Here is a 25,476-nt window from a genome sequence, read left to right as displayed (position 1 = left end):
GTGCCGTAATGCGGCCCTATGGCCGACCCCGAGTGCACATCCAAGGTCCAAATGGGGGAAGGTATAGGCAGTCAGGGCACCTCGAAGAAGAGGCACAACGTCGGTGAGGGATGACGTGAGCGACAACTCTGTAGTACTGCGTTACGGGGACGGCGAATACAGCTACCCGGTCGTCGACAGCACGGTCGGCGACAAGGGCTTCGATATCTCGAAGCTGCGCGCCGAGACCGGTCTGGTGACCCTGGATTCCGGTTACGGCAACACCGCGGCATACAAATCCGCGATCACCTATCTCGATGGTGAGCAGGGAATTCTTCGTTACCGCGGGTATCCGATCGAGCAGCTCGCGGAGCGCAGCACGTTCGTCGAGACCGCGTACCTCCTCATCAACGGTGAGCTGCCCACCGTCGACGAGCTGTCGGCCTTCAAGCAGGACATCACCTACCACACCCTGCTCCACGAGGACGTCAAGCGCTTCTACGACGGCTTCCCCCGGGACGCCCACCCGATGGCGATGCTGTCCTCGGTGGTCAGCGCGCTGTCGACCTTCTACCAGGACAGCCACAACCCGTTCGACGAGCAGCAGCGCCACATCTCCACGATCCGGCTGCTGGCCAAGCTCCCGACGATCGCTGCCTATGCCTACAAGAAGTCCGTCGGCCACCCGGTCGTCTACCCGAGCAACGACCTCGGTTACGTCGAGAACTTCCTGCGGATGACCTTCTCGGTGCCCGCCGCCGACTACGAGCTCGACCCGGTCGTCGTCAGCGCCCTGGACAAGCTGCTGATCCTGCACGCCGACCACGAGCAGAACTGCTCGACCTCCACGGTCCGCCTGGTCGGCTCCTCGCAGGCGAACCTCTTCGCCTCGATCTCCGCCGGCATCAACGCCCTGTGGGGCCCCCTGCACGGCGGCGCCAACCAGTCCGTGCTGGAGATGCTGGAGCGCATCCAGCGCGACGGCGGCGACGTCGACGCCTTCATCCGCAAGGTGAAGAACAAGGAAGACGGCGTGAAGCTCATGGGCTTCGGGCACCGCGTCTACAAGAACTTCGACCCCCGGGCGAAGATCATCAAGGCGGCGGCGCACGACGTCCTCTCCGCGCTCGGCAAGTCCGACGAGCTGCTGGACATCGCCCTCAAGCTGGAGGAGCACGCGCTCTCCGACGACTACTTCGTCTCGCGCAAGCTCTACCCGAACGTCGACTTCTACACCGGTCTGATCTACCGGGCCATGGGCTTCCCGACCGAGATGTTCACGGTGCTCTTCGCGCTCGGCCGGCTCCCCGGCTGGATCGCCCAGTGGCACGAGATGATCAAGGAGCCGGGCTCCCGCATCGGCCGCCCGCGCCAGATCTACACCGGCATCATCGAGCGCGACTTCGTGCCGGTCGAGCAGCGCTGACGCCCCAAAAGCGAAAAGCGCCCCGCCTCCGGATCCCCCCACGGGTCCAGAGTGCGGGGCGCTTCCCTTGTCCCGGTTGGATTCCCCCCACGGGATCCGTCCGGGCGTTCCGGGTTGCACCGCGCTCCGCCGGGACGCGCACATCGGGAGGGCCGCTCAAAGCTCCCCGGGCACGTCGCCCCGGCCACGCGTAGCCGTGGCACGGTCCCCCAAGACCGACACGGCTGGTGCAGTGCAAGACCCGCCGGGGTGCCTGCACTGCCCGGTTAGACTCGCGACCCCCCTCAATGGTTACGTTGCGATGAGTGTGATCTGGGTCTCTTGCCATATGGGGGCGAATACGGTCAAGGCCCTCGATCTGGAGATCGGGGCCCTGGGGTATGGGTGTTGTGTCCCGGAGTGTGGGCGTTGTGTCAACTGTGGCGATTATGTGAACATTTGAATGGTTGCGCCTGGCGGCGCGGGTCGCGGCACCTCGGAAGGCGGCGACCCGCATCCGCCGCACGCGGACCGGCGAACCGGAATCAGGCCGCCCGGCCCACCAACTCGTACCCCGCCTCGTCGACGGCCGCCCGCACCGCCTCCTCGTCCAGCGGTGCCTTGGAGGTGACCGTCACCAGCCCGGTGGCCGCGACCGCCTGCACCGCGCTCACGCCCGGGATCTCCGAGATCTCCGACGCCACCGCCCCCTCGCAGTGACCACAGGTCATGCCCGTGACCTGGTACGTCGCGGTCACCGCGGCGGCCGGGGCGTCGACGGCACCGGAGTGGCAGGAGCCTTCCGGGGTGCAGCAGGAGCTGTTCTCAGCCATGGGTTCTCCTCGTGGGGCAGATGTCCGAGCTTCTGTCCGAGCTTCGACCAACGCTGGCCACTCTATACCCCTAGGGGGTATGGATCCAAGCGGGGCATGCCGGTTCCCGGCCGTGGGACGCCGCTTTCGGGGCAGGTCGCTTGCAGGTCGCTTGCAGGTCGCTTCCCGACAGGGGCACCCCGTCACGTTGCCGCACCCCCCGCCACGCGTCAGCCTGGGGATACGGACGCGGAGCCGATCCGAGGAGGCGGCACATGGCCGTACTCGCCTTCTACGCCCTACTGGCGCTCACCACCCTGCCGCCCCTCGTCCCCAACTCCGCCCTGCTCGTCTCCGCCGGCGTCCTCGCCTCCCGGGGCGCCCTCTTCCTCCCCCTGGTCCTGCTCACCGTGGCGGGCAGCGCGCTCGCCGGGGATGTGCTGATGTTCCTCGCCGCCCGGCGCTTCGGCGGACCCGTACGGGACTGGCTGCGGCGCAACCCGCGCCGCCGCGCCCTCCTGGACCGCACCTCCCGGCGCATCGAGCGGTACGGCGTCCCGTTCCTGATCGCCGTGCGGTTCCTCCCCAGCGGCCGGATCGCCGGCGCGCTGGCCGCCGGCATCCTCCGCTACCCGCTGCGCCGGTACCTCCTCGGCGCCGGCATCGCCGAGGCGACCTGGGCGGCGTACTCGGTCGGCCTCGGCTACCTCGGCAGCGCCACCGCCGGCAGCCCGCTGTACGCCGCCGCCCTCGGCCTGGGCGTCTCCTGCGCGGTCGCCGCCATCGCCAGCGCCCTTCAGTGGGCCGGCCGCCGCCGGGCGGCCCGCCGCGCGGCTACCGCCGCCCGTCCGCCGTGCCTGCCCCCGCCGGACCGTTCGGGGCTGCCGGACCGGCCGTAGCGCGGACGTCGGCGAGCGCCACCGGCGCACCGGACCGCCGGGACCGCTCACACGCCTCCGCCACGTACAGCGCCTCCAGCGCCTCCGCGGGCGGACACGGGTTCGCCGCCCGCCCCGCCGCCACCTCGGCGAAGGCACCCAGCTCGGTGACGTACGCATCGTGGAAGCGCTCCATGAACGTCGCGTACGGGGCGGCCGCCCGCCGCCACGACAGCCGCGGCTCCGCCGACGGCAACGGCGCACGGTCGTCGAGACCGACGATCCGGGCGCCCCGCGAACCGCACACCTCCAGGCGGACGTCGTGCCCCGCGCCGTTGTAGCGGGTCGCCGTGACCGTCGCCAGGGTGTCGTCGTCGAAGCGCAGCAGCGCCGCACAGGTGTCGACGTCGTCGCCGTCGGCGAAGAAGGACGCCCCGCGGTTGGCGCCCTGCGCGAAGACCGAGACCACCTCGCGGCCGGTGAGCCAGCGCAGCACGTCGAAATCGTGGATGGAACAGTCCCGGAACAGTCCGCCCGAGCTGGGGATGTACGCGGCCGGCGGCGGGGCCTGGTCACTGGTGCAGGCGCGCAGGGTGTGCAACCAGCCCAGCTCGCCCGACCGCAGCGCCTCACGGGCGGCCCGGTACCCCGCGTCGAAGCGCCGCTGGAAGCCGACCTGGACCGGCACCGAGCCCGCCCGCGCCCGCTCCACGACGCCGATCGTGCCCGCCACGTCCAGGGCGACCGGCTTCTCGCAGAAGACCGGCACCCCGGCGTCCAGCGCCTGATGGATCAGGGCGGCGTGCGCACTGGTCGCGGCGGTGATCACCACCCCGTCCAGGCCTTCCGCGTACAGCTCCGCCAGGCCCGCGGCCGCGCGCACGCCCAGCGTCGCCGCCAGTGACGCGGCCCGCGCCGGATCGGCATCGGCGACCACCAGGTCGGTGACGCCGGGAACCTGCTGAAGGGTCTTGGCATGGAACGCGCCGATGCGCCCGGTGCCGATGAGGCCGATCTTCACTTCTCGGTCCTTCCAGGAGGTGGCGGTGACGGCCGCCGTCGGGACGTCGTCGCCGTCGGGTCGTCGTACGTATATTGGAACGTTCCAACGGAGGCCGTTCCGCGCACCCTGCAGGGCCGGATGTCCGCATGTCAACCCTTTGCGCAGGCAGGAGGGCAGAACATGGCGGCCCCTACGAAGACCGGCGGGTCGGGGACCGCTCGGCCGTTGACGGTTACCTGCGGCGATGGCAGGATCCCCGTCCATGGAACGGTTGGAACGGTCCAACAAGCGCGACGGCGTCGCACGGGCAGCCGCCGGCCGGCCCCCGACGATCCGCGGGGTCGCCGAACGCGCCGGCGTCTCCAAATCGCTGGTCTCGCTCGTCCTGCAGGGCTCACCACGGGTCAGCGACGCCAAACGACGGGCCGTCCTGGACGCCATCGACGAGCTGGGCTACCGGCCCAACGCCGCCGCCCGCAGCCTCGTCGCCCGCCGCACCCACACCGTCGGCGTGCTCCTGAACGACCTGCGCAACCCCTGGTTCGTCGACCTCCTCGACGGCCTGAACTCGGTCCTCCACGACCACGGCCTGCGCATGCTGATGGCCGACGGCCGGCTCGACCGCCGCGCCGGCCAGGACGTCGCCCGCACCTTCCAGGAACTCCGGGTCGACGGCCTCGTCGTCGTCGGCACCCTCCCGGACACCGGCGGCCTCGCCGAGGTCGCCGAGCGGCTGCCCACCGTCATCGCGGGCAACCACGAACCCCGGCTCCCGCACGTCGACATCGTCGCCAACGACGACGAACGCGGCGCCCGGCTCGCCACCGAGCACCTGATCTCCCTCGGCCACCGCCGGATCGCCCACATCGCCGGCCGCGGCGTGGTCGGCACCCTGCGCCGCCGCGGATTCGAGGCCGCCGTACGCGCCCACGGCCTCCACACCGCCGCCGTGGTGGAGAGCGCCGACGGCACGGAGGAGGGCGGCTACCGCGCCGCCGTACGCCTCCTCAACCCCGCGCGCCGCACCGAACGCCCCACCGCCGTCTTCGCTTTCAACGACATCTCCGGCGTCGGCGCGCTCTCCGCGGCCCAGGAACTCGGGCTGACCGTGCCCGTCGACCTCTCCCTCGTCGGCTACGACAACACCTACCTCGCCCGTATCCGCCACCTCTGGCTGACCTCGGTCAACAACGCCAGCCACGAGGTCGGCCGACGGGCCGCCCGCTGCCTCCTGAACCGCATGGCCGGCAACGACGCGCCGACCGGTAAGAACCCACCGACCGGCACGAACCCACCCGCCGACCACCAACTCGTCGCCCCGGAACTCGAGATCAGGGGATCGACGGCCCCACCCCCCGCTGCCTGACGGCCGGCTGCCGTCGGCGCTACCCCTGCCGCCCGGCCCGCAGCTCGCGGTCCACCGCCCGCAGCAGCACCAGCAGCATCCGGTTCAACGGCGTCGCGATGCCGTGCCGTTCGGCCGCCCGCACCACCGCGCCGGTGAGGTACTCGTGCTCCAGCGGACGGCCCGCGAGCCGGTCGTACAGCATCGACGAACCACCGTCCGGCGGCGCGTGCGCGTACAGCTCCAGCGTCCGCGCGATGTCCGCCTCACCGATGTCCGCCCCCTCCGCGCGGGCCACCACCGCCGCCTCCCGCAGCAGATCACGGCTGAGCGCCGCCATCTCCGGGTCCGCGAAGACGCCGATCCGCTGCTGGAGCAGCGCGGTCAGGGGGTTCGCCGCGAGGTTCGTGAACAGCTTGCGCCACACGGCCGTGGTGAAGTCCGGCACCGGATGCACCCGCAGCCCCGTACCGGCCAGCAGGGCGGCGAACCGGTCCGCCAACGGGCCCTCCGGAACGTGCAGTTCACTGGCGACGTGGTGCCGGACCCGGCCGGGCGCGATGCGCTCCGCGGAGATGTAGACCACCGTCGGCAGGATCGCCGTCCCCCGAGGAACGAGCGGCACCACCCGCTCCTCCTGGTCGATACCGTTCTGCAGCACCGCGACGACCGTCTCCGGGCCGCACAGCCGCCGCAGCCAGCCCTCGGCACTCGCGGTGTCCTGCGCCTTCGTCGTCAGCAGCACCCAGTCGACCGGCGCCACCCGCGCCGGATCGGTGACGATCCGCACCGCCGCGGGCCGTACCTCGCCGCCGCTCTCGACGGCGAGGTCCCGCAACGGGCTGCGCACGCACAGCGTGACGTCCAGACCCGCCCACCGGGTCAGGGCGGCGACGTACCCGCCGATCGCACCGGCCCCGATCACCGCGACCCGGGCGGGCGCGGCAGCGGCCCGGTCCGGCACGGAGGCGGCCTGGGGTGTCTGGGCCATACCTCGATCGTAGCCACGCGACCGGGCGTCCCGGGGCCCCAATGGGGACAGGGGGACGAGCCAGGAGGATCGTCCCCCTACGGGTGGCTTCCCTACCGGCCGCCCCGACCCGGCCGCCGTGCCACCCACGCTCTGACCGTGTCCGCGAACCAGTACGGTCTACCGCCCTCCACCAGATCCGGTTCGGGCAGCAGCCCGTGCTTGCGGTACGAGCGCACGGTGTCCGGCTGCACCTGGATGTGCGCCGCGATCTCCTTGTACGACCAGAGCCTGCGGTCGGTCATCTCTGCCACCTCCTGAGCGCCGCACACGGGGCCGGCCCGGAGGGAGCCGGCCAGGACCGCGTACGGCCTGGTGATCACTGAGCCTGTGCCTGGACAACGACACTCGGTGACCACCGGCGAGGGGCTGTTGAACGGTTGTGACGGAAGGCCCGGTCAACTGTGACAGCCGTGACACCGGCCGCACGCCTGTGACGGGAGAGAGACACGGGCCTCGCCTCGGGTCAGCGGTGGTGCGTGACGGGTCAGCGATACATCGCCGGCCGTTCGACCAGCTCGACCATGACGCGCTCACCGGTGGCCTGGGCGCGCACTCCGGCCTCGCAGACCGCCGCCGCGGCATAGCCGTCCCAGCAACTGGGGCCCTCGACCTCGCCGCGCCGGGTCGCGTTCACCCAGAGCTGCACCTGCCGGTCGTACGCGTCCTCGAAGCGCTCCACGAAACCGGGCGGAATGGCGCCGCCCCAGCGGCCGGCGGTGTTGCTGAAGACGCCGTGGTCGTCACCGATCCGGGCGGTGCCGCCCTCGCAGACCGCCTCGCAGCTGACCTGGTAGCCGAAACCGCAGTTGACGAAGATCTCGGTGTCCACGACCTGGCCGCCCGCGGTTTCGAAGAGCACCAGCTGCGGATCGCTGAGCCCCTCGGGCGCGTTCCCGGTGGGGGCGGGGCGCAGGACGCGTACGGCGGTGATCTCGTCGTCCAGCAGCCAGCGCGTCACATCGATCTCGTGCACCACCGAGTCGTTGATCATCATCGCGTTGGTGAAGCCGGGCGGCGTATCCGCGTTCCGATGCCGGTTGTGCAACATCAGCGGACGGCCGTAAGTCCCTTGTGTCAGAAGGGACTTGAGGCTCCGGTAATCCGCATCGTAACGACGCATGAAACCCACCTGCACGCGGCGGTGACCCAGCGCCTGCTCCGCCTCCAGCACGCGCAGAGCGGACGCGGCGTCCGGCGTCAGCGGCTTCTCGCAGAGTACGGGCAGATCGCGCGCGAACGCCTCCAGCAGCGCCGCCTCGTGCGCGGGGCCGGGTGAGGCGATCACCACGGCATCGACGGCCGGATCGTCCATGGCGGCGGCCGGATCGGTGTACGGGGTACAGCCCTCGATGCCGTCCGCCAGATGCTTCACCCGCGCCGCGTCGATGTCCGCCACCGCCGCCACCCGGGCCCCACTGATCACCTCATTGATCCGCCGCACATGGTCCGCCCCCATCCGCCCGGTCCCGACGACCGCCACCCCGAGCGTCCCCCCGAAACCCGCGTCGCTCCGCCCACTCATACGTTCCTCCATGCCGCCCTCAACTCCTCGTCAATCCCGCAATGTCCGCAGTCTCTTGGTGCCTGCCGGTGTCTGCTGGTGTCTGCTGGTGTCTGCTGGTGGCCCGCCTACCTGTCGGATGCGCCCGGGCCTGCGATAAGACCCTGACTCCCTGGTGCATTACAGATGGTGAAGGTAACCTGGGAACTGATTACTCTCCGTGTTCGTTGCCGGAAAAGAAGGAGGCGCGCAAGGCCAAGCCACGCACGGCCCCATCACGCGAGCTCAAGCCATGCCGGGCAGACCCCGGGCTGAACGCAAGGCCATCTCCGACGCCCCCAAGGCCCAGGCTCTGAGGAAGGCTCGGGCTCTGAGGAAGGCCCAGGCTCCGAGGCCGTGCGAGGGGTCCGGTCCGAGCCCCGAGCCCCGCCGAGCAGGGCCAGGCCCCCGGTGGTTCGGTTCCTCGAACGTCGCCCTGGTCGCCCTGGTCGCCCTGGTCGGGCTGGTCAGGCCGGTCAGGCGCCGCAGGAGCGCAGGAAGCGGCGGGTGCGCTCGGCGATGGGGAACGGGCGGTCGGGCGGGCAGGGGTACATGTCCTGCTCGACGATGGCGAAGAGGTCGACGTTCAGCGCCTGCGCGGCCTCCAGGACGGGCGGCAGTGCGGGTACGCCGAGCGGCGGTTCGCACATCACGCCCTGCTGGACGGCCGGGCCGAACGGCGTGCCCTTGGCGACGACGTCGCTGAGGATGTCCGGGTCGACCTGCTTGAGGTGCAGGTAGCCGATCCGTTCGCCGTAGGTGCGGATCAGCTTGACGCTGTCGCCGCCGCAGTAGGCGTAGTGGCCGGTGTCCAGGCACAGGTTGACCAGGTCGGAGTCGGTGACGTGGAGGAAGCGCTCGACGTGCTCCTCGGTGTCGATGTGGGTGTCGGCGTGCGGGTGGACGACGATGTCGAGCCCGAACTCGTCGCGTACCCGCTTGCCCAGACGCTCCATGCCGGTCGTCAGGTGCTTCCACTGCTCGACGGTCAGCTCGCGCGGTTCGAGTTCCTCGGCGGTCTTGTCGTCGCGCCAGAAGGACGGGATGACGACGAGGTGCCGGGCGCCCATGGCCTGGGTGAGGGTGGCGACCTCGGAGACGTGGGCCCAGGTCTTGTCCCATACCGACGGGCCGTGGTGCAGCGAGGTGAAGATCGTGCCGGCCGAGACCTTGAGGTCGCGGCGGGCGATCTCGTCGTGGAGGACGGCGGGGTCGGTGGGCAGGTAGCCGTACGGGCCGAGTTCGATCCACTCGTAGCCGGCCTGGGCGACCTCGTCGAGGAAGCGCTGCCAGGGCACTTGCTGGTCGTCGTCGGGGAACCAGACTCCCCACGAGTCGGGGGCCGAACCGACGCGGAGGCGGTCCAGGACGGGCGGGGCGGCATGGCGTGCGGGCATGCTGCGGCTCTCCTCTCGCCGGTCGGCGGTGACCGGGAAGGCGCGGGGCGGGGTTGTGGGGCACAGCCTCTCTGCCGCCCCGGGGAGTGTCAAGAGTTCGTCCTGACATAAGGACGTAAGGACTTGCAGAGGGGGCGGGGGGAGGGTGATGCGTGGGGTGGGAGGGCTGATGGTGTCAGGGGCGGGTTGGCTTTTACGTCAGAATGTAAGGACAAACTGTTGACAGGGTCTGAGGGTCACCGTTAGACCTTTCCTCGGGCGGGGCGGCAGAACCCGGTCCCGCTGAGTGAAACCCGCTGAGCGAAATCTGTTGAGTGAACCCGTTGGGCGAAATCTGTTGAGGGCGGGCGGATGCGGCGCGCTGATCTGAAGGGGCGTGTATGACCGAGTCGTACGACCTGATCACGATGGGCCGGATCGGGGTGGATATCTATCCGCTACAGACCGGTGTGTCGTTGGCGCGGGTGGAGACCTTCGGGAAGTTCCTGGGGGGTTCGGCCGCGAACGTTGCGGTGGCGGCCGCCCGGCTCGGGCGGCGCAGCGCGGTCATCAGCCGGACCGGCGAGGACCCGTTCGGGGAGTTCCTGCACCAGGCGTTGCGGGACTTCGGGGTGGACGACCGGTGGGTGACGCCGGTCGCGGCCTATCCGACGCCGGTGACCTTCTGCGAGATCTTTCCGCCGGACGACTTCCCGTTGTACTTCTATCGGCGTCCGAAGGCGCCTGACCTGGAAATTCATGTCGAGGAGCTGGACCGGGAGGCGATCGCGGGCGCGCGGATCTTCTGGGTCACCGGTACGGGGCTGTGTGAGGAGCCGAGTCGCGGCGCCACCCTGGCCGCGCTGGAGGCCCGCGCCGAGTCGGCCGGACCGACCGTCTTCGACCTCGACTGGCGGCCGATGTTCTGGGGCGGTGAGGGGGGCGCCTCCGGGGACGGCGGGGCGACCGGCGCCGCGGCACGGGCCACCGCCCGGCCGTATTACGAGGCCGCGCTGCGGCACGCCACCGTAGCGGTCGGGAACGTGGACGAGGCCGAGGTCGCGACCGGGCTGCGCGACCCCAAGGCGTGCGCGCAGGCGCTGCTGGACATGGGCGTCGAGCTGGCCGTCGTCAAGCAGGGGCCCAAGGGGGTGCTGGCCGTGCACCGGGACGGTCGGGTCGCCGAGGTGCCGCCCACACCCGTCGAGGTCGTCAACGGGCTCGGCGCGGGGGACTCGTTCGGCGGGGCACTGTGCCACGGTCTGCTCTCCGGCTGGGAGCTGGAGCCGATGATGCGGTACGCGAACGCGGCCGGGGCGATCGTTGCCTCCCGGCTCGCCTGTTCCTCCGCGATGCCCACGCGGGAGGAGGTCGAGGCGTTTCTCGCCGGCGGGTGATTTCGAGGGGGATTCTCATCGGCCGGGCCCAGCCTCTCTCCCCGCTCCCAGCTCGCAGCTCGCAGCGCAGCTCCCGGCTCCCGGCCCGCGCCCCCGCTGCGCCACCCACTCCCCGGCCCACTCCGCCACCCCGCCTCCTGCCCCCACCCCCCCCGCGCCACCCGCTGTGCCCCGCACCCCCACACCCCGCCCCCAGAAGGTGAGTTGACCCTTGTCCCCTCGGATCAGTGATCTCGCGACGTTGCGGGCGCGGCAGCCCGGAGCGGTGGCGGAGGCCGCCGCCCGTCGTACCCGTCGGCCGCTCATCGGTGAGAGCGGGCGGCTGATGATCGTGGCCGCCGACCATCCGGCCCGCGGCGCGCTCGCCGTGGGTGAGCGGCGGCTCGCCATGGCCAACCGCCTGGACCTGCTCGAACGTCTGGTGCTCGCGCTGTCGCGGCCGGGGGTGGACGGGGTGCTGGCCACCGCGGACATCCTGGAGGACCTGCTGCTGCTCGGTGCGCTGGAGGGCAAGGTGGTGATGGGCTCGATGAACCGCGGCGGGATCGCCGGCGCGTCGTTCGAGATGGACGACCGGTTCACCGGGCACCGGCCGCAGGATCTGGCCCGGCTCCGGTTCGACGCCGGGAAGCTGTTGCTCCGCATCGACTACGACGATCCCGGGTCGCTGACCACGCTGGAGGCCACCGCCCGCGCCATCGACGCGATGGCCGAGCGGGAACTGCCGGTCTTCGTCGAGCCGTTCCTGTCCTCCCGAATAGACGGCAGGGTCCGCAACGACCTCAGCCCGGAGGCGGTCATCCGCTCCGTCGCCATCGCCTCCGGCCTCGGCGGTACCTCCGCGTACACCTGGCTGAAGCTGCCGGTCACCGACGACGCGGAGGCGATGGCGCGGGTCTGTGAGACCACCACGCTGCCGACGGTGCTGCTCGGCGGCGACATCGGCTCGACCGTCCGGGAGCAGGAGGCGGCGTACGAGAAGTGGGCCAAGGCGCTGCGGCTGCCGACGGTGCAGGGCCTGGTCGTCGGGCGGTCGCTGCTCTATCCGGCCGACGGTGATGTCGCGGCCGCCGTGGACACCGCCGTCGGCCTGCTGTAAACGCCGCCCTTCCCGCAGGAGACTTGAGACATGAGTGCTGAATTCCCCCCGACGGGCACGCCCGGTACCGAGGGCAGCTCCCACCCCGCGCCCGGCACCCACCCCGCGCCCGGCACCCACCCCGACGCCGGAGCCCGCACCGCGCCCCGCCCCCCTGCTGCCGGTTTCCACCTCAGAGCCGGAGAAGCCGCGCGCGGGCCGTACGCCGTGGACATCGACCCGGAGCGGGCCGGCTGGGGGTATTCCTCGTTGCGGGTGCTGGAGCTGGCGCCCGGGGAGCACCATGCGTTCGACACCGGGGACAGCGAGTGGATCGTGCTGCCGTTGTCCGGGGGGTGCACGGTCGTGGTGGACGGCGGTACGGAGTTCGAACTCCTCGGCCGGGACAGCGTGTTCGGCGGTGTCACGGACTTCGCGTACGTGCCGCGGGACGCGCAGGTGGGGATCACGAGCGATGCCGGCGGCCGGTTCGCGCTGACCGGTGCCCGGTGCGAGCTGACGCTGCCGGCCCGTTACGGGGCCGCCTCCGAGGTGCCGGTGGAGCTGCGCGGCACCGGGAACTGCTCGCGCCAGGTGAACAACTTCGCCGCGGCCGGCACCTTCGAGTGCGACCGGCTGATCGCGGTGGAGGTGCTCACCCCGGGCGGCAATTGGTCGTCCTATCCGCCGCACAAGCACGACGAATGCCGCCCGGGCGTGGAGTCCGAGCTGGAGGAGATCTACTACTTCGAGATCGCGTCCGCGCGCGGCACCGAGGGCGTCGGCTACCAGCGCGTCAGCCCGTCCGGGCACGGCCGCGGTACGGACGTGCTCGCCGAGGTGCGGGGCGGCGACGCGGTGCTGATCCCGGACGGCTGGCACGGGCCGTCGATCGCGACGCCCGGCCACGCCATGTACTACCTGAACGTGATGGCCGGCCCGGGGGAGGAGCGGGAGTGGCTGATCTGTGACCACCCCGAGCACGGCTGGATCCGTGACACCTGGCCGGACCAGCCGGTCGACCCCCGCCTTCCGCTGTACGACGCGCCTGTAGGAGACGTCTGATGAACGCCGCCCCGACGACCCGCCGCCTCACCGTCGCGCAGGCCCTGGTCGAGTTCCTCGCCCACCAGTACACCGAGCGGGACGGCCGGCGGCAGCGGCTGATCGGTGCCTGCTGGGGCATCTTCGGCCACGGCAATGTCGCCGGTGTCGGCCAGGCGCTGCTGGAGTCCGGTACGGCGCTGCCGTATCTGCAGGGCCGTAACGAGCAGGCGATGGTGCATGCCGCGGTCGGTTACGCCCGGCAGTGCGACCGGCTGTCCGCGCAGGCCGTCACCACGTCCATCGGTCCGGGGGCGACGAACCTGGTCACGGGCGCGGCGCTGGCCACCGTCAACCGGCTGCCGGTGCTGCTGCTGCCGGGGGACACCTTCGCCACCCGGCCCGCGGAGCCGGTGCTGCAGCAGCTGGAGGTGCCGTACGCCGGTGATGTGTCGGTCAATGACGTGCTGCGGCCGGTGTCGCGGTATTTCGACCGGGTGACCCGGCCGGAGGCGCTGATTCCGGCGGCGATGCAGGCGATGCGGGTGCTGGCCGATCCGGTGGACACCGGGGCGGTCACGCTGGCGCTGCCGCAGGACGTGCAGGCGGAGGCGTACGACTGGCCGGAGGAGTTCTTCGCCGACCGGGTGTGGCGGGTGCCCCGGCCGGCCCCGGACGCGGCCGCGCTGGCGGAGGCGGTGCGGTCCGTCCGCGGTGCCCGCCGGCCGTTGGTGATCGCGGGTGGCGGGGTGCACCACTCGGAGGCGGAGGAGGCGCTGCGGGCGTTCGCCGACGCGACAGGGATCCCGGTGGCGTCCACCCAGGCGGGGAAGGGGTCGTTGCGCCATGACCACCCGTGTGATGTGGGCGGGATCGGGCACACCGGTACGGCGACGGCGGATGCGCTGGCCCGTGAGGCGGATCTGGTGATCGGTGTGGGTACTCGCTACACGGACTTCACCACCGCGTCGGCGACGCTGTTCGCGGAGCCGGGGGTGCGGTTCGTCAACCTGAACATCGCCGCGTTCGACGCGCACAAGCTGGGTGCGTTGTCGCTGGTCGCCGATGCCCGGGCGGGCCTTGAGGCGCTGACGGGCGCGCTGGCCGGGCACCGGGTGGAGAAGGAGTACGAGGCGGCGTACGGGGCGGCGAAGGAGGAGTGGGAGCGCCGGGTGGACGCGGCGTACGGTGCCGCGGACGCGTCGGCGCGGCCGTCCCAGACCCAGGTCCTGGGGGCGCTGGACGCGCTGGTGGACGACACGGACATCGTGATCAACGCGGCCGGGTCGCTGCCCGGTGATCTGCACAAGCTGTGGCGGGCCCGGTCCCGCCGGCAGTACCACCTGGAATACGGGTACTCCTGCATGGGGTACGAGATCCCGGCGGCGATCGGGGTGCGGCTGGCCGCGCCGGACCGGCCGGTGTGGGCGCTGGTCGGCGACGGTACGTATCTGATGAATCCGACCGAGATCGTCACCGCGGTGCAGGAGGGCATCAATTTCACGATGGTGCTGATCCAGAACCACGGGTATGCGTCGATCGGCGGTCTGTCGGAGGCGACCGGCGGTGAGCGGTTCGGGACGGCGTACCGCTTCCGGGCCGGGGACGGTACGTACACGGGGGCGCCGCTGCCGGTGGATCTGGCCGCCAATGCCGCCTCGCTCGGGATGCGGGTGATCCGGGCCGCGACGGTCGGTGAGCTGCGGGCGGCGCTGGCCGAGGCGCGTGGCGCGAACCGGCCCACATGTGTCTATGTCGAGACCGAAACGGCTGACACTGTGCCGGGCGCGCCGGAGGCGCAGGCCTGGTGGGATGTTCCTGTTGCCGAGACCGCGACGCGTCCGGCGGCGGTCGCCGCGCGTGCGGCGTACGACCGGCAGGCCGCCGGGCGCCGCCGTCACCTCTGACCCACGTTCGTCATCGTCACAGTCGTCACAGCGAAGTCGTCACCCAGAAAGGCCCCTCGCATGAAGACCATCAGCCACTGGATCGGCGGTAAGCCCGTCGAGGGCGTCTCCGGCAACTTCGGTCCGGTCTACAACCCGGCCACCGGCGCCCAGGAGAAGCAGGTCGCCTTCGCCTCGGCCGGTGAGGTGGACGCGGCGGTGCGTGCCGCGAAGGAGGCGTTCGCGACGTGGGGCACGAGTTCCCTGGCGAAGCGCACGTCGGTGCTGTTCAAGTACCGGGAGCTGGTCGACGCGCACCGTGACGAGCTGGCCCGGCTGATCACGGCCGAGCACGGCAAGGTGCATGCGGACGCGCTCGGTGAGGTCGCCCGCGGTCTGGAGATCGTGGAGCTGGCCTGCGGTATTCCGGAGAAGCTGAAGGGCGAGCTGTCGACGCAGGTGTCCACGCGGGTGGATGTGGCGGCGATCCGTCAGTCGCTGGGTGTGGTGGCGGGCATCACGCCGTTCAACTTCCCGGCGATGGTGCCGATGTGGATGTTCCCGCTCGCGATCGCGTGTGGGAACACGTTCGTGCTGAAGCCGAGCGAGAAGGTGCCGAGCGCGGCGTTCAAGCTGGCGGAGCTGGCGGCCGAGGCGGGGCTGCCGGACGGTGTGCTGAACGTCGTCAACGGCGACAAGGTGGCGGTGGACGCCCTGCTTGCGCACCCGGACATCGCCGCGGTGTCGTTCGTCGGTTCCACGCCGATCGCCCGGTACATCCACACCACCGGTACGGCGAACGGCAAGCGGGTGCAGGCGCTGGGCGGCGCGAAGAACCACATGCTGGTGCTGCCGGACGCGGATCTGGACCTGGCGGCGGACTCGGCGATCAACGCGGCGTACGGTTCGGCCGGTGAGCGCTGCATGGCGATCTCCGTGGTCGTGGCGGTGGGGGACACCGCGGACCCGCTGATCGGCAAGATCAAGGAGCGCGCCGACCGGCTGCGGATCGGCCCGGGCGACGACCCGGCGTCCGAGATGGGCCCGCTGATCACCAAGGCGCACCGCGACAAGGTCGCCTCGTACGTCACCGGTGCCGCGGCGCAGGGCGCGGACGTGGTCATCGACGGCACGGGCCACACCGTCGAGGGCTACGAGGACGGCCACTGGATCGGCGTCTCGCTGCTGGACCACGTCACGCCGGAGATGGACGCCTACCGTGACGAGATCTTCGGCCCGGTGCTGTCGGTCGTGCGGGTGGAGACGTACGACGAGGCGATCGCGCTGATGAACAACTCGCCGTGGGGCAACGGCACCGCGATCTTCACGCGGGACGGTGGCGCGGCCCGCCGCTTCCAGCTGGAGGTGGAGGCCGGCATGGTCGGTGTGAACGTGCCGATCCCGGTGCCGGTGGGCTACCACTCGTTCGGTGGCTGGAAGGACTCGCTCTTCGGCGACCACCACATCTACGGCAACGACGGTGTGCACTTCTACACCCGCGGCAAGGTCGTCACGACCCGCTGGCCCGACCCGTCCGACGGTGGCATCAACCTGGGCTTCCCCAGCAACCACTGACGAGGACCGGGTGATCCGACCCCCTGCCGGCGAGTGGGCCGGTGGGGGGTCGGTGACGTTCGGGCGCTTGCTAACGTGCTCCCTCGCACACCGATGGGACGAGCGGCGCGCCCGGTTGGCGGGGCACCGGGAACAACGGGGGACGAATGCAGTCATCCATGGCGCTCACCAAGGGCGCCCGCATCACCGGCGGGGCGTTCTGCCTGCTCTTCTTCTTGTTCACGGCGTACTGGCTGGCCGTCGATGTGGGCGAGTTCGGCCCCGACGGGGTGTGGGGGTTTTGGACCCTGCAGCGTCCGGCCGGTCTCAATCAGGTCACCGGGCCGTTCCATGTGGGGCTGGCGCTGGTGCAGTTGGCGGCGGTGTTCACGGCGTTCGCGGGGCAGCGGGTGGCCGGTGGGCTGCTGGCGGTGGCGACGACGCTGACCTTCGCCACCACGCTGCAGGCGATCGTCAGTGTCGGCAACCACACCAGCGACGACAAATGGTTCCAGCACGCGGAGACCGGCACCTCGACGTTCGACGGGGTGTTCATCAGCAGCGGTCTGCTGTTCCTGCTGACCATCGTCGCCGGTGTGGTGCTGCTCGCCGGGATGCGGGCGTGGCCGGGTCCGAAGCCCAGTGAGCCGCCGCTGCGGCCGGCCGGGGTGGCCGGCACGGTGGCCGGGCTGCTGCTCGGTGTGATGGCGCTGTGCCTGGTGATCTGGCACGTCTACATGCTGGTGCAGGGCGGCACGGGGTCCTTCGAGATGCTCTATCTCGGGCGGGGTGCGCTGCCGTCGCTGCTGAGCCTGGCGCCGGGCTGGTCGGGGCTGGTGTTCCTGGTGCTGACCGCGGTGGCCGGGCTGAACAGCCTGCTGCGGGGCGGTGCGGCCCGCGGACTGGCGATCGGGCTGTCGGTGGTGTCGCTGCCGGGTGCGGTGCTGACGCTGATCGGGCTGATCGGCAACGGCGAGCTGTTCACGCTGAACGAGACGATGCCGGGCCTGAGCATCCTGGGCGATGTGCAGTTGCTGCTGGACCTGCTGGGGTCGGCGGCGCTGCTGGCACTGATGGCACGCGGTGAGCCGGTGGCCCCCGCCTGGTATCCGCCGGCCCCTGTCCCGCAGTTCGGGGTGCCGGGCCATGTCCCGCCGGCCGGCCCGCCGCAGCCGCCGATGCCCGGCTGGCAGCCGCCGGTGCCGCCCGGCCCGCCCGTGCCGCCCGGTCCTCCGGTCCCCCCTGGTCCGCCGGCCGGCGGACCGCCGCTGCCGCCGCCGGGCAACCCGCCGCAGCCGCCCGGTGGTTTCGGCCCCGCCCCGTACTGACGCCGTTCGCCGGCCGCCGCCGGTTCCCGCCCGGCCCCCGCGTACCGCATCCGCGGTAGGCGGGGGCGCACACCGTACTCCCCCTGGAGACCCCCGGGTTCACCCCGGGGTACCGGCCGCCCGCACCGCCCCGTACCTAGGATCGCGGTATGGATCTGCGAGGTTTCGGGCGGCGGGCCCGGTCGCGTGCGGCGCTGCGCGGGCGGCGGCTCTACGCCGCCGTGGGCGCGCTGGCCGTACTGGCGGGGGGCGGCACCTGGGCGGCCGCCTCCTCGGACGCGGCGCCCGCGGTGCACCGCGAGGACCGGCTGCTGTCCCTGCCGGCACGCCCCGGTGGCACGAAGGAGGTGCGGATCGACACCTCCTTCTTCACCTCCGGTCCGGCGTCCGGACGGCGGCCCGCGGTGCTGCTCGGCCACGGCTTCGGCGGCAGCAAGGCCGATGTCCGTCCCGAGGCGGAGCGGCTGGCCAGGGACGGCTACGCGGTCCTGACCTGGTCGGCGCGCGGCTTCGGGAGGTCCACCGGGAAGATCGGGCTGAACGACCCGGACGGGGAGGTCGCCGATGTGCGCCGGCTGATCGACTGGCTGGCGCGGCGGCCCGAGGTGCGGCTGGACCGGCCCGGCGACCCCCGGGTGGGGGTGGCCGGCGCCTCGTACGGCGGGGCGGTGTCGCTGCTGGCCGCCGGGTACGACCGGCGGGTGGACGCGATCGCCCCGCAGATCACGTACTGGAACCTCGCCGACGCCCTTTTCCCGCACGGTGTGTTCAAGAAGCTGTGGGCCGGGATCTTCTTCACCACCGGCCAGTCCGGCGCCCCCACCGGCGCGCCGCGCACCCCGCCCGCCTCGTCCGGCGGCTGCGGGCGGTACGAGCCGGCGCTGTGCCGGATGTACGAGCGGACCGCGGTCTCGGGCACGCCGGACGCGGAGGCGCGGCGGCTGCTGGCGGCCCGTAGTCCGTCCGCCGTCGGGGACCGCATCAAGGTCCCGACGCTGATCATGCAGGGCCGGACCGATTCGCTGTTCACCCTGGACCAGGCCGATGCGATGCAGCGGGCGATCCGCCGCAACGGGGCGCCGGTCGCGGTCGACTGGATCGCCGGCGGGCACGACGGCGGCGACCGGGAGACCGCCCGGCTGACGGGCCGTACGGCGGCGTGGTTCGACCGCTATCTGAAGGGCGACAAGGGCGCGGACACCGGGCCCGGGTTCCGGATCAGCCGGACCGGGGGAGTGGACTCCACCGACGGCGCGGTGCGGCTGCGCGGGGCGAGCGCGGACCGGTACGCCGGGCTGGCGCACGACCCGCGGCGGATCCGGCTCACCGGCCGGACCCAGACCTTCCGCAACCCGGCCGGCTCCGGGCCGCCGGCGATCTCCGCGGTACCCGGGGTGGGGGCGCTCGGTGATCTGTCCTCGCTCGGTTCCGGCGGGCTGTCGCTGGACTTCCCCGGACAGTACGCCCGGTTCGAGTCGGCGCCGCTGTCTTCGGCCGTCCGGCTGACCGGCCGCCCCGAGGTGACCGTGCGCGTCCGGTCCGGCTCCCGGGACGCGGTGCTCTTCGCCAAGCTCTACGACGTCGCCCCGGACGGCCGCCGCCAGGTACTGCCCGCGCAGCTCGTCGCCCCCTACCGCGTCGCGGACGCCCGCGCCGGCCGCACGGTGCGGCTCCAACTGCCCACCGTGGACCACGAGTTCGCGGCCGGGCACCGGATGCGGCTGGTCCTGGCGGCCACCGACCTCGGCTACGCCTCACCGGCCGAACCCACCGCGTACACCGTCTCGCTGGCGGGCGGCGGGGTGCTGGACGTGCCGACCGTGCCGCAGGTGCGCAGCGCGGCCGCCCCGCTGCCGGCCTGGACCTGGGCGCTGCCGGCCGCGGCCGCCGTGCTGGCCGGGCTGCTGCTCTTCACCGCCCGCCGCCGGACCGCGGCGCCGCCGCCCGACCCGGCGCTCGCCGCGGTGCCGCTGGAGATCCGCGGGCTGAGCAAGCGGTACGCGGGCTCCGAGGACCGGTACGCGGTACGGGAGTTGTCGTTCCGGGTGGAGCGGGGGCAGGTGCTGGGGCTGCTGGGGCCGAACGGTGCCGGGAAGACGACGACGCTGCGGATGCTGATGGGCCTGATCGCGCCGGACGAGGGCGAGGTGCGGATCTTCGGGCAGGCGGTGCGGCCGGGTGCGCCGGTGCTGTCGCGGGTCGGCGCGTTCGTCGAGGGCGCCGGGTTCCTGCCGCATCTGTCCGGCCGGGCGAACCTGGAGCTGTACTGGCAGGCGACCGGCCGGCCCGCCGGGGACGCGCACCTGGACGAGGCGCTGGCGATCGCCGGCCTGGGGGAGGCCCTGCAGCGTGCGGTCCGCACGTACTCGCAGGGCATGCGGCAGCGGCTGGCGATCGCCCAGGCGATGCTGGGGCTGCCCGATCTGCTGATCCTCGACGAGCCGACCAACGGGCTGGACCCGCCGCAGATCCGTGAGATGCGGGAGGTGATGGTCCGTTACGCCGAGGCCGGCCGGACCGTCATCGTCTCCAGCCATCTGCTGTCCGAGGTCGAGCAGAGCTGTACGCATCTGGTCGTCATGGACCGCGGGCGGCTGGTGCGGGCCGGGCCGGTCGCCGAGATCACCGGCTCCGGCGACACCCTGCTGGTCGGGGTCGCCGGGGAGGTCACCGACGCCGTGGTGGAGAAGGTGGCCGCGCTGCCGGGGGTGACGTCCGCGGTCCGGGCCGACGGCGGGCTGCTGGTGCGGCTGGCGGACTCCGCCGGTACGCCGCGGCTGGTGGCCGAACTCGTCCGGCTGGACGTCCCGGTGGACCGCGTGGGCCCGCACCACCGGCTGGAGGACGCCTTCCTCACCCTGATCGGAGGCGACGCCCGATGACCGCTGTCCGGAGGGGACGCGCGATGACCGCTGACCGGAGGGGAAGGGGGCACCTGATGACCGCTGACCGGAGGGGGACCCGATGACCGCTGATGCCAGGGGTCGCGCCGCGACCGCGACCGCGACCGGGGGCGGGGCCGCGGCGGTGGCCGGGCCGGGACCGGTGCCGGGGGACGGGCGGGCGCCCGGCTACCGGCCGCGCGGCACCCTGCCGTTGCGTGTGGAGGCCCGTCGGCAGCTGCTGCGCCGCCGCACCCTGGTGGTGGCCGCGGTGCTGGTGCTGCTGCCGTTCGTGCTGGTGGCGGCGTTCGCGATCGGCGGTGACCCGTCCACCCGCAGCGGCGGCGGCCGGGTCTCGCTGATGGCCGCGGCCACCGCCTCCGGCGGGAACTTCGCCGCGACCGTGCTGTTCGTGTCCGCGGGCTTCCTGCTGGTGGTGCCGGTGGCGCTGTTCTGCGGTGACACGATCGCGTCGGAGGCGAGCTGGTCGTCGCTGCGCTATCTGCTGGCCGCGCCGGTGCCGCGGGCCCGGCTGCTCCTGGCCAAGCTGACCGTGGCGCTGGTGTTCAGCGCCGCCGCGATGGTGCTGCTGCCGCTGGTCGCGCTGGGCGTGGGCACCGCCGCGTACGGCTGGGGGCCGCTGCAACTGCCCACCGGAGGGGCGCTGTCCGCGGGTGACGCGGCGGGGCGGCTGGCGGTCGTGGTCGGCTATGTCTTCGTCAGCCAGCTGGTCACCGCGGCGCTGGCGTTCTGGCTGTCGACGGTCACCGACGCGCCGCTGGGCGCGGTCGGCGGCGCGGTCGGGCTGACCATCGTCGGCAACGTCCTGGACCAGGTCACCGCCCTCGGCGGCTGGCGGGACGTGCTGCCCGCCCACTGGCAGTACGCCTGGGCGGACGCCCTCCAGCCGACGGTGGAGTGGTCCGGGATGGTGCAGGGCGCGTCGGTGTCGGTGGCGTATGCGCTGGTGCTGGTGGCGCTGGCGTTCCGGGGGTTCGCACGCAAGGACGTGGTGTCGTGACGGCGTGACGTCGGGCCTGGACCCGGACCCGGTCGTGCTGCAGGGCGCCGGCCGCGGGCAGGGGGCCCGCAGCCGGCGTCCCCGGGCCGGCCGCCGTGATCAGGCGGTCGGCCGCTGCATGTGTGCGCTGACCCAGCGCATGGTGCCCTCGCCCAGGCCCCGCACGTAGGTGGCGGCGCTGTGCGTGCCGCCCGGCACTATCTGGAGCCGGGTGTGCACCGGGCCGTGCCCGTACCGGGCGATGAACCTGCGGACCTTCGGCAGCACGGTGTACTCCTTCGAGCCGTCCTGGAAGGCCAGGTAGACCTCCGGTCCGCCGCGCGCCGTCAGGCGGCGGGCCAGCACCTCGGGGTTGTTCTCCCGTTCCTGTGCGGCGTGGCCGTTCCACAGCGGGGAATCGGGCACGATGTCGGGCCCGTTGGGGATGGCCACCTTGAAGGTGCCCGGGTTCTGCAGGACGTTCTTCAGGGCCGCGAAGCCGCCCGAGGAGGAGCCCATGATGGCCCAGGCGTCACGGGTCTTGAGGGTGCGGAAGTTCTGCCGTACGAGGTCGGGCACGTCCTGGCTGAGCCAGGTGCCGATCTTCGGCTGGCCGGGTATGTCGCTGCCGTCGTAGTACTGCTTGTCGTTGGGGTTGAGGACCGGCATGACGACGATGAAGGGCAGGCTGGTGCCGTTCTTCGACCAGCGGGCGAGGTTCTCCTCCAGCTTGAGGTCGGAGCCGATCCAGTAGTTGACGGGGTAGCCGTACGAGCCGGGCAGCGCCTCCATCACCGGGAAGCCCTTGTCGGCGTTGCGCTTCTCGTAGTACTCCGGCGGCGCCCACACCCACACCTTGCCGGTGAAGCCGGACTTCGGGCCGTGCAGGGTGGTCACGCCGATCGGGGTGTTGCCGCCGGCGCCGCCGACCCGGCTCTCCTCCTGGAAGGTGATCGGCTTGGTGGGCCACTGCACCAGGGAGTGCTTCCCGTGCGGCGTGGTGTGCAGCGCGGCGCCCGTCTTGGGGCCGCCGCCGAAGCGGACGGGGGAGTGCGGGGAGGGACCCGTGCCGCAGCCGGCCGTGGTGACGAGAACGGTCAGGGTGATCAACGCGATCACCGGGTGGAACAGGGCTTTGCGCACGGGCCTTCTCCTTGCCGAACCTGCCGGGATGCGTCCCGGCCGGCCAGCAAGAGGGCGCGGGGGCGCGCCCGGGTTTCCCCCGAGGAGTGTCGGTTTGCTCGCACCCCCGCCCGGAATCCGACCTTCCCCTTCCTGACCTGGGGCGTTTTACGCGCGACGGAAGGGCGGTTTACCAGGATTTTCCCGGCGGGCGGGGCGCTCGGGGCGGGCCTGCGCGCGGGGGCGGGCCCGCCGGGTCGTGGCGGGGCGCCGGTCCGCCCGCCGCCCCGGTACGCCCCGCTCTGCCCCGTATCCTCGCGTTATGACCTGGTCGCGTGCCCTGAAGGACGCCGCCCGCTCCGGGCTGACCATCGAGCGGACCAAGCTCACCCCACTGATCGCGGTCCGCGGCACGGCCGGTGTCGCCCTCGTCCTCGGCCTGTGCCTGTGGCGCGGCAACCCCGCCCTCGCGGTGTCCTCCGCCTTCGGCGCGTTCGCCTCCGGCATCGTCACCTTCCAGCGCAGCATGCGACCGCGCCCGGTGCTCGCGCTCGTCGTCGCCGGCGCACTGGCGGTCTCCACCTTCCTCGGCTACCTGGCCGCCGCCCATGTCGCCGCGTTCGTCGCGCTGCTCGCCGGCTGGACCCTGCTGGCCGGGATGGCCTGGGCGATCGGCCCGGTCTCCGGGCTGGCCGGCACCCAGACCGTGGCGATGATGCTGGTCACCGTCACCCTGCCGACCTCCGTCCTCGGCGCCCTGCAACACGCCGCCCTGATCTTCTTCGGCGGGCTCGTCCAGGCCGCCCTGATCGTCCTCTTCCCGGTCCGCCCCTGGGGCACCCAGCGCGATGCGCTCGCCGACGCGCTGGCCGCCGAGGCCGACTACGCCCGCCGGCTGCGGCACGACCCCGTCGCGCCCTTCGACCCGGCGCCCCTGATGGACGCCCGGCTCGCCGCCACCGTGACCCCGCGTCAGGCCCGCCGTCGCCCCGTCCAGCTGCACGGCCCGCGCGGCCTCGCCGAACGCGTCCGGCCGGTCCTCGCCTCCCTCGCCGACCCGGTCGTCGGCGCACCCCTGGAGGGCCCCGAACGCGACCGCGCCCGCGACCTGCTGGGCGCCGCCGCCACCGTCCTGGACGCCGTCGCCCACGCCGTACGGCACGCCCGGCCCGTACGGCTGCCGCCGGAGGCGATGGCCACCCTGGAGGTCCCGGCGACCGGCCCGATGCTGCACGGCCCCGCCCGGCGCTCCGCCTACCGCCTGATCTCCCTGCTCGCCGACGCCGTCGAGCTCACCGACGAGCCGGTCCGGGCCACCCGCCCCACCACCGGGGCGGAACGAGGGCAGGGCGGCCGGGAACGAGGCAGCCACCTGCTGCGCCCCAGTGTGCCCAAGCTCGTACCGGTCGCGCTGCGCTCCCTGCGCCGCGAGGCCCGCTGGTCCTCGCACATCTTCCGGCACGCCCTGCGGGTGGCCGTGGTCGCCGCCGTCGGCTATGTGCTGGGTGCCGCGCTGCCGTTCGGCCACGGCTACTGGGCGCCGCTGGCCTCCGTGATGGTGATGCGCCCGGACTTCGCGCAGACCTACTCCCGGGGCGTGGCCCGTTTCTGCGGCACCCTCGTCGGCGTCGCCGTCGGGGGCACCGTGATGGCCCTGGTGCACCCCGGCGCGTATGTCAGCGCCGCACTCGCCGTGGTCTGCGTCTGGCTGATGTACCTGCTGATGCGCACCGGCTTCTCGGTGACCTCGGCCTGCGTGGCCGCCTATGTGGTCTTCCTGCTCGGCATCGCCGGCGCCGGCTGGGAACAGACCGTCCAGGAACGCGTCGTGCTCACCCTCCTCGGCGGACTGCTGGCGATGCTCTCCTACGCGCTGTTCCCCGCCTGGGAGACGCCCCGGCTGCGCGACCGGCTCGCCGACTGGCTGGAGGCCAACGGCCGCTACGCGCTCGCCGTATGGGAGGCCTGCGCCCGGCCCGCCGCCCGTCGGCCACGGCAGGTCCGCGAGGCCCTGCTGGACGCCCGGGCCGCCCGCGCAGCCTGGGAGAAGAGCGAGGACCGCGCCGAGAAGGAACCGGTACGCCACCGCGGGCTGTCGCCGGGCTCGGCGAAGGCGGCCGGCGCCGCGCTCGCCACCATGGGCCGGGTCACCATGATCCTGGAGGCCCATCTGCCCGCCAAGGACGCCGAACCCTCCGCCGGCGCCGCCGCGTTCGCCGCCGAACTACGCCCCTGCATGGCGCGCGCCACCCAGGCCGTACGGGAACGCGGACCGCTGAACTGGAGCGCCCTGCGCACCGTATGGGAGAGGTGGGACGCCGAAACGGGGAGCGAGGGCGTCGCCCCGCGCGCCGCCGAACTGCTCCTCGACGCCCTCGACGAGCTGGCCGAGGCACTGTCCGGCGATCCCGAGGCAGACGAGGAGGGAGCGCGGGGAACCATCCCACGCCCCCAGTAGTCTTAGTAATTGCCCGCAATGAACCCCATTGGTGCCCAATGAGTCATCTGCGGCCCACCGCCCGCCCCCGTCCCCGCTCCCGTTAGCCCCTGTCCCCGTCAGTTCCGCCCCCGTCCCCATCAGTTCCGTCCCCCTCCCCGTCAGTTCCGCCCCCGTCGCGAGAGAGCACCCCAACTCCCCATGGCGTCCAGCACTTCGTCCGGTACGTACGACATAGGCATCGACCTCGGCACCGCCAACACCCTGGTGTACGCGCGCGGCAAGGGCGTGGTGCTGAACGAGGCGGGAAGTTCCTCAACCACTGGCGGATGGCCGAGCTGCACGCCCGGGAGGCGCCGGACCGGGTCTGGGAGCTG

Annotated in this window: 19 protein-coding genes and 1 pseudogene; 13 read left to right on the top strand and 7 right to left on the bottom strand. The window is 72.4% G+C overall.

The window, feature by feature from the left end; translation table 11 throughout:
* Positions 1-115: 115 nt before the first annotated feature.
* Positions 116-1,405 carry a citrate synthase gene (locus tag ACFV1J_RS31975; RefSeq protein ID WP_385863953.1) on the top strand — a complete coding sequence of 430 codons (1,290 nt, stop codon included), beginning with the start codon at positions 116-118 and terminating at the stop codon, positions 1,403-1,405.
* Positions 1,406-1,929: 524 nt separating this feature from the next.
* Here the strand turns inward: ACFV1J_RS31975 and ACFV1J_RS31970 are convergent.
* Positions 1,930-2,217 carry a heavy-metal-associated domain-containing protein gene (locus ACFV1J_RS31970; protein WP_385863951.1) on the bottom strand — a complete coding sequence of 96 codons (288 nt, stop codon included), beginning with the start codon at positions 2,215-2,217 and terminating at the stop codon, positions 1,930-1,932.
* A 254-nt stretch (positions 2,218-2,471) separates the two neighbouring features.
* Between ACFV1J_RS31970 and ACFV1J_RS31965 the strand changes: the two genes are divergently transcribed.
* Positions 2,472-3,095 carry a DedA family protein gene (locus ACFV1J_RS31965; protein ID WP_385863950.1) on the top strand — a complete coding sequence of 208 codons (624 nt, stop codon included), beginning with the start codon at positions 2,472-2,474 and terminating at the stop codon, positions 3,093-3,095.
* Here the strand turns inward: ACFV1J_RS31965 and ACFV1J_RS31960 are convergent.
* Positions 3,031-4,095 (bottom strand): Gfo/Idh/MocA family oxidoreductase, encoded by a 1,065-nt coding sequence (locus ACFV1J_RS31960; protein WP_385863948.1) that lies wholly within the window; start codon positions 4,093-4,095, stop codon positions 3,031-3,033. The two genes, ACFV1J_RS31965 and ACFV1J_RS31960, sit on opposite strands and share 65 nt — an antisense overlap.
* A gap of 244 nt (positions 4,096-4,339) precedes the next feature.
* Here ACFV1J_RS31960 and ACFV1J_RS31955 point away from each other — a divergent pair, with 244 nt between their 5' ends.
* The gene (locus ACFV1J_RS31955; protein WP_385863946.1) at positions 4,340-5,443 is read left to right on the top strand and encodes a LacI family DNA-binding transcriptional regulator; all 1,104 of its coding nucleotides are present in this window, start codon (positions 4,340-4,342) and stop codon (positions 5,441-5,443) included.
* Between the two features lie 19 nt (positions 5,444-5,462).
* On the opposite strand, the gene ACFV1J_RS31950 is transcribed toward ACFV1J_RS31955, so the two are convergent.
* The 4 genes from ACFV1J_RS31950 to ACFV1J_RS31935 all read right to left on the bottom strand — a co-directional run bounded on the left by ACFV1J_RS31950 (position 5,463) and on the right by ACFV1J_RS31935 (position 9,392).
* Entirely contained in the window at positions 5,463-6,413 is a 951-nt protein-coding gene (locus tag ACFV1J_RS31950) for a 2-dehydropantoate 2-reductase (RefSeq protein ID WP_385863944.1), read from the bottom strand.
* 92 nt (positions 6,414-6,505) lie between these two features.
* Positions 6,506-6,697 (bottom strand): helix-turn-helix transcriptional regulator, encoded by a 192-nt coding sequence (locus ACFV1J_RS31945; RefSeq protein WP_385863940.1) that lies wholly within the window; start codon positions 6,695-6,697, stop codon positions 6,506-6,508.
* Positions 6,698-6,939: 242 nt separating this feature from the next.
* Positions 6,940-7,977: a Gfo/Idh/MocA family protein gene (locus ACFV1J_RS31940; RefSeq protein WP_385863938.1), complete on the bottom strand. Its 1,038-nt coding sequence runs from the start codon at positions 7,975-7,977 to the stop codon at positions 6,940-6,942.
* Between the two features lie 494 nt (positions 7,978-8,471).
* Entirely contained in the window at positions 8,472-9,392 is a 921-nt protein-coding gene (locus ACFV1J_RS31935) for a sugar phosphate isomerase/epimerase family protein (protein ID WP_385863936.1), read from the bottom strand.
* Between the two features lie 380 nt (positions 9,393-9,772).
* Here ACFV1J_RS31935 and iolC point away from each other — a divergent pair, with 380 nt between their 5' ends.
* From iolC to ACFV1J_RS31895, 8 genes are all read left to right on the top strand, one after another.
* Entirely contained in the window at positions 9,773-10,768 is a 996-nt protein-coding gene (gene iolC, locus ACFV1J_RS31930) for a 5-dehydro-2-deoxygluconokinase (protein ID WP_385863934.1), read from the top strand.
* Positions 10,769-10,979: 211 nt separating this feature from the next.
* On the top strand, positions 10,980-11,867 hold the full coding sequence (locus tag ACFV1J_RS31925) for a deoxyribose-phosphate aldolase (protein WP_385863932.1): 888 nt from the start codon (positions 10,980-10,982) through the stop codon (positions 11,865-11,867).
* A 30-nt stretch (positions 11,868-11,897) separates the two neighbouring features.
* Positions 11,898-12,911 carry a 5-deoxy-glucuronate isomerase gene (gene iolB, locus ACFV1J_RS31920; protein WP_385863930.1) on the top strand — a complete coding sequence of 338 codons (1,014 nt, stop codon included), beginning with the start codon at positions 11,898-11,900 and terminating at the stop codon, positions 12,909-12,911.
* Positions 12,911-14,797 carry a 3D-(3,5/4)-trihydroxycyclohexane-1,2-dione acylhydrolase (decyclizing) gene (iolD, locus tag ACFV1J_RS31915; protein WP_385863929.1) on the top strand — a complete coding sequence of 629 codons (1,887 nt, stop codon included), beginning with the start codon at positions 12,911-12,913 and terminating at the stop codon, positions 14,795-14,797. Before iolB ends, iolD begins: the two co-directional genes overlap by 1 nt.
* 60 nt (positions 14,798-14,857) lie before the next feature.
* A complete protein-coding gene (locus ACFV1J_RS31910; RefSeq protein WP_385863927.1) occupies positions 14,858-16,351 on the top strand; it encodes a CoA-acylating methylmalonate-semialdehyde dehydrogenase in 1,494 nt (497 codons plus the stop codon).
* 158 nt (positions 16,352-16,509) lie between these two features.
* The gene (locus ACFV1J_RS31905) at positions 16,510-17,658 is read left to right on the top strand and encodes a hypothetical protein (RefSeq protein WP_385863925.1); all 1,149 of its coding nucleotides are present in this window, start codon (positions 16,510-16,512) and stop codon (positions 17,656-17,658) included.
* A 149-nt stretch (positions 17,659-17,807) separates the two neighbouring features.
* Positions 17,808-20,540, top strand: coding sequence for an alpha/beta fold hydrolase (locus ACFV1J_RS31900; RefSeq protein WP_385863924.1), 2,733 nt, complete (start codon positions 17,808-17,810; stop codon positions 20,538-20,540).
* An 82-nt stretch (positions 20,541-20,622) separates the two neighbouring features.
* On the top strand, positions 20,623-21,561 hold the full coding sequence (locus ACFV1J_RS31895) for an ABC transporter permease (RefSeq protein WP_385863922.1): 939 nt from the start codon (positions 20,623-20,625) through the stop codon (positions 21,559-21,561).
* A gap of 99 nt (positions 21,562-21,660) precedes the next feature.
* Here the strand turns inward: ACFV1J_RS31895 and ACFV1J_RS31890 are convergent, their stop codons facing one another.
* Positions 21,661-22,683: an alpha/beta hydrolase gene (locus tag ACFV1J_RS31890; protein ID WP_385863920.1), complete on the bottom strand. Its 1,023-nt coding sequence runs from the start codon at positions 22,681-22,683 to the stop codon at positions 21,661-21,663.
* Between the two features lie 301 nt (positions 22,684-22,984).
* Between ACFV1J_RS31890 and ACFV1J_RS31885 the strand changes: the two genes are divergently transcribed.
* Positions 22,985-25,120, top strand: coding sequence for an FUSC family protein (locus ACFV1J_RS31885; RefSeq protein WP_385863917.1), 2,136 nt, complete (start codon positions 22,985-22,987; stop codon positions 25,118-25,120).
* Positions 25,121-25,300: 180 nt separating this feature from the next.
* Positions 25,301-25,372, top strand: a pseudogene (locus tag ACFV1J_RS31880) (hypothetical protein); the annotation flags it as partial.
* Positions 25,373-25,476: the final 104 nt, after the last annotated feature.

Origin of the sequence: Streptomyces sp. NPDC059649 (assembly GCF_042734445.1) — a bacterium.
In the GTDB taxonomy this organism is placed as follows: domain Bacteria; phylum Actinomycetota; class Actinomycetes; order Streptomycetales; family Streptomycetaceae; genus Streptomyces.
This window is presented reverse-complemented; position numbering and strand designations above follow the sequence as displayed.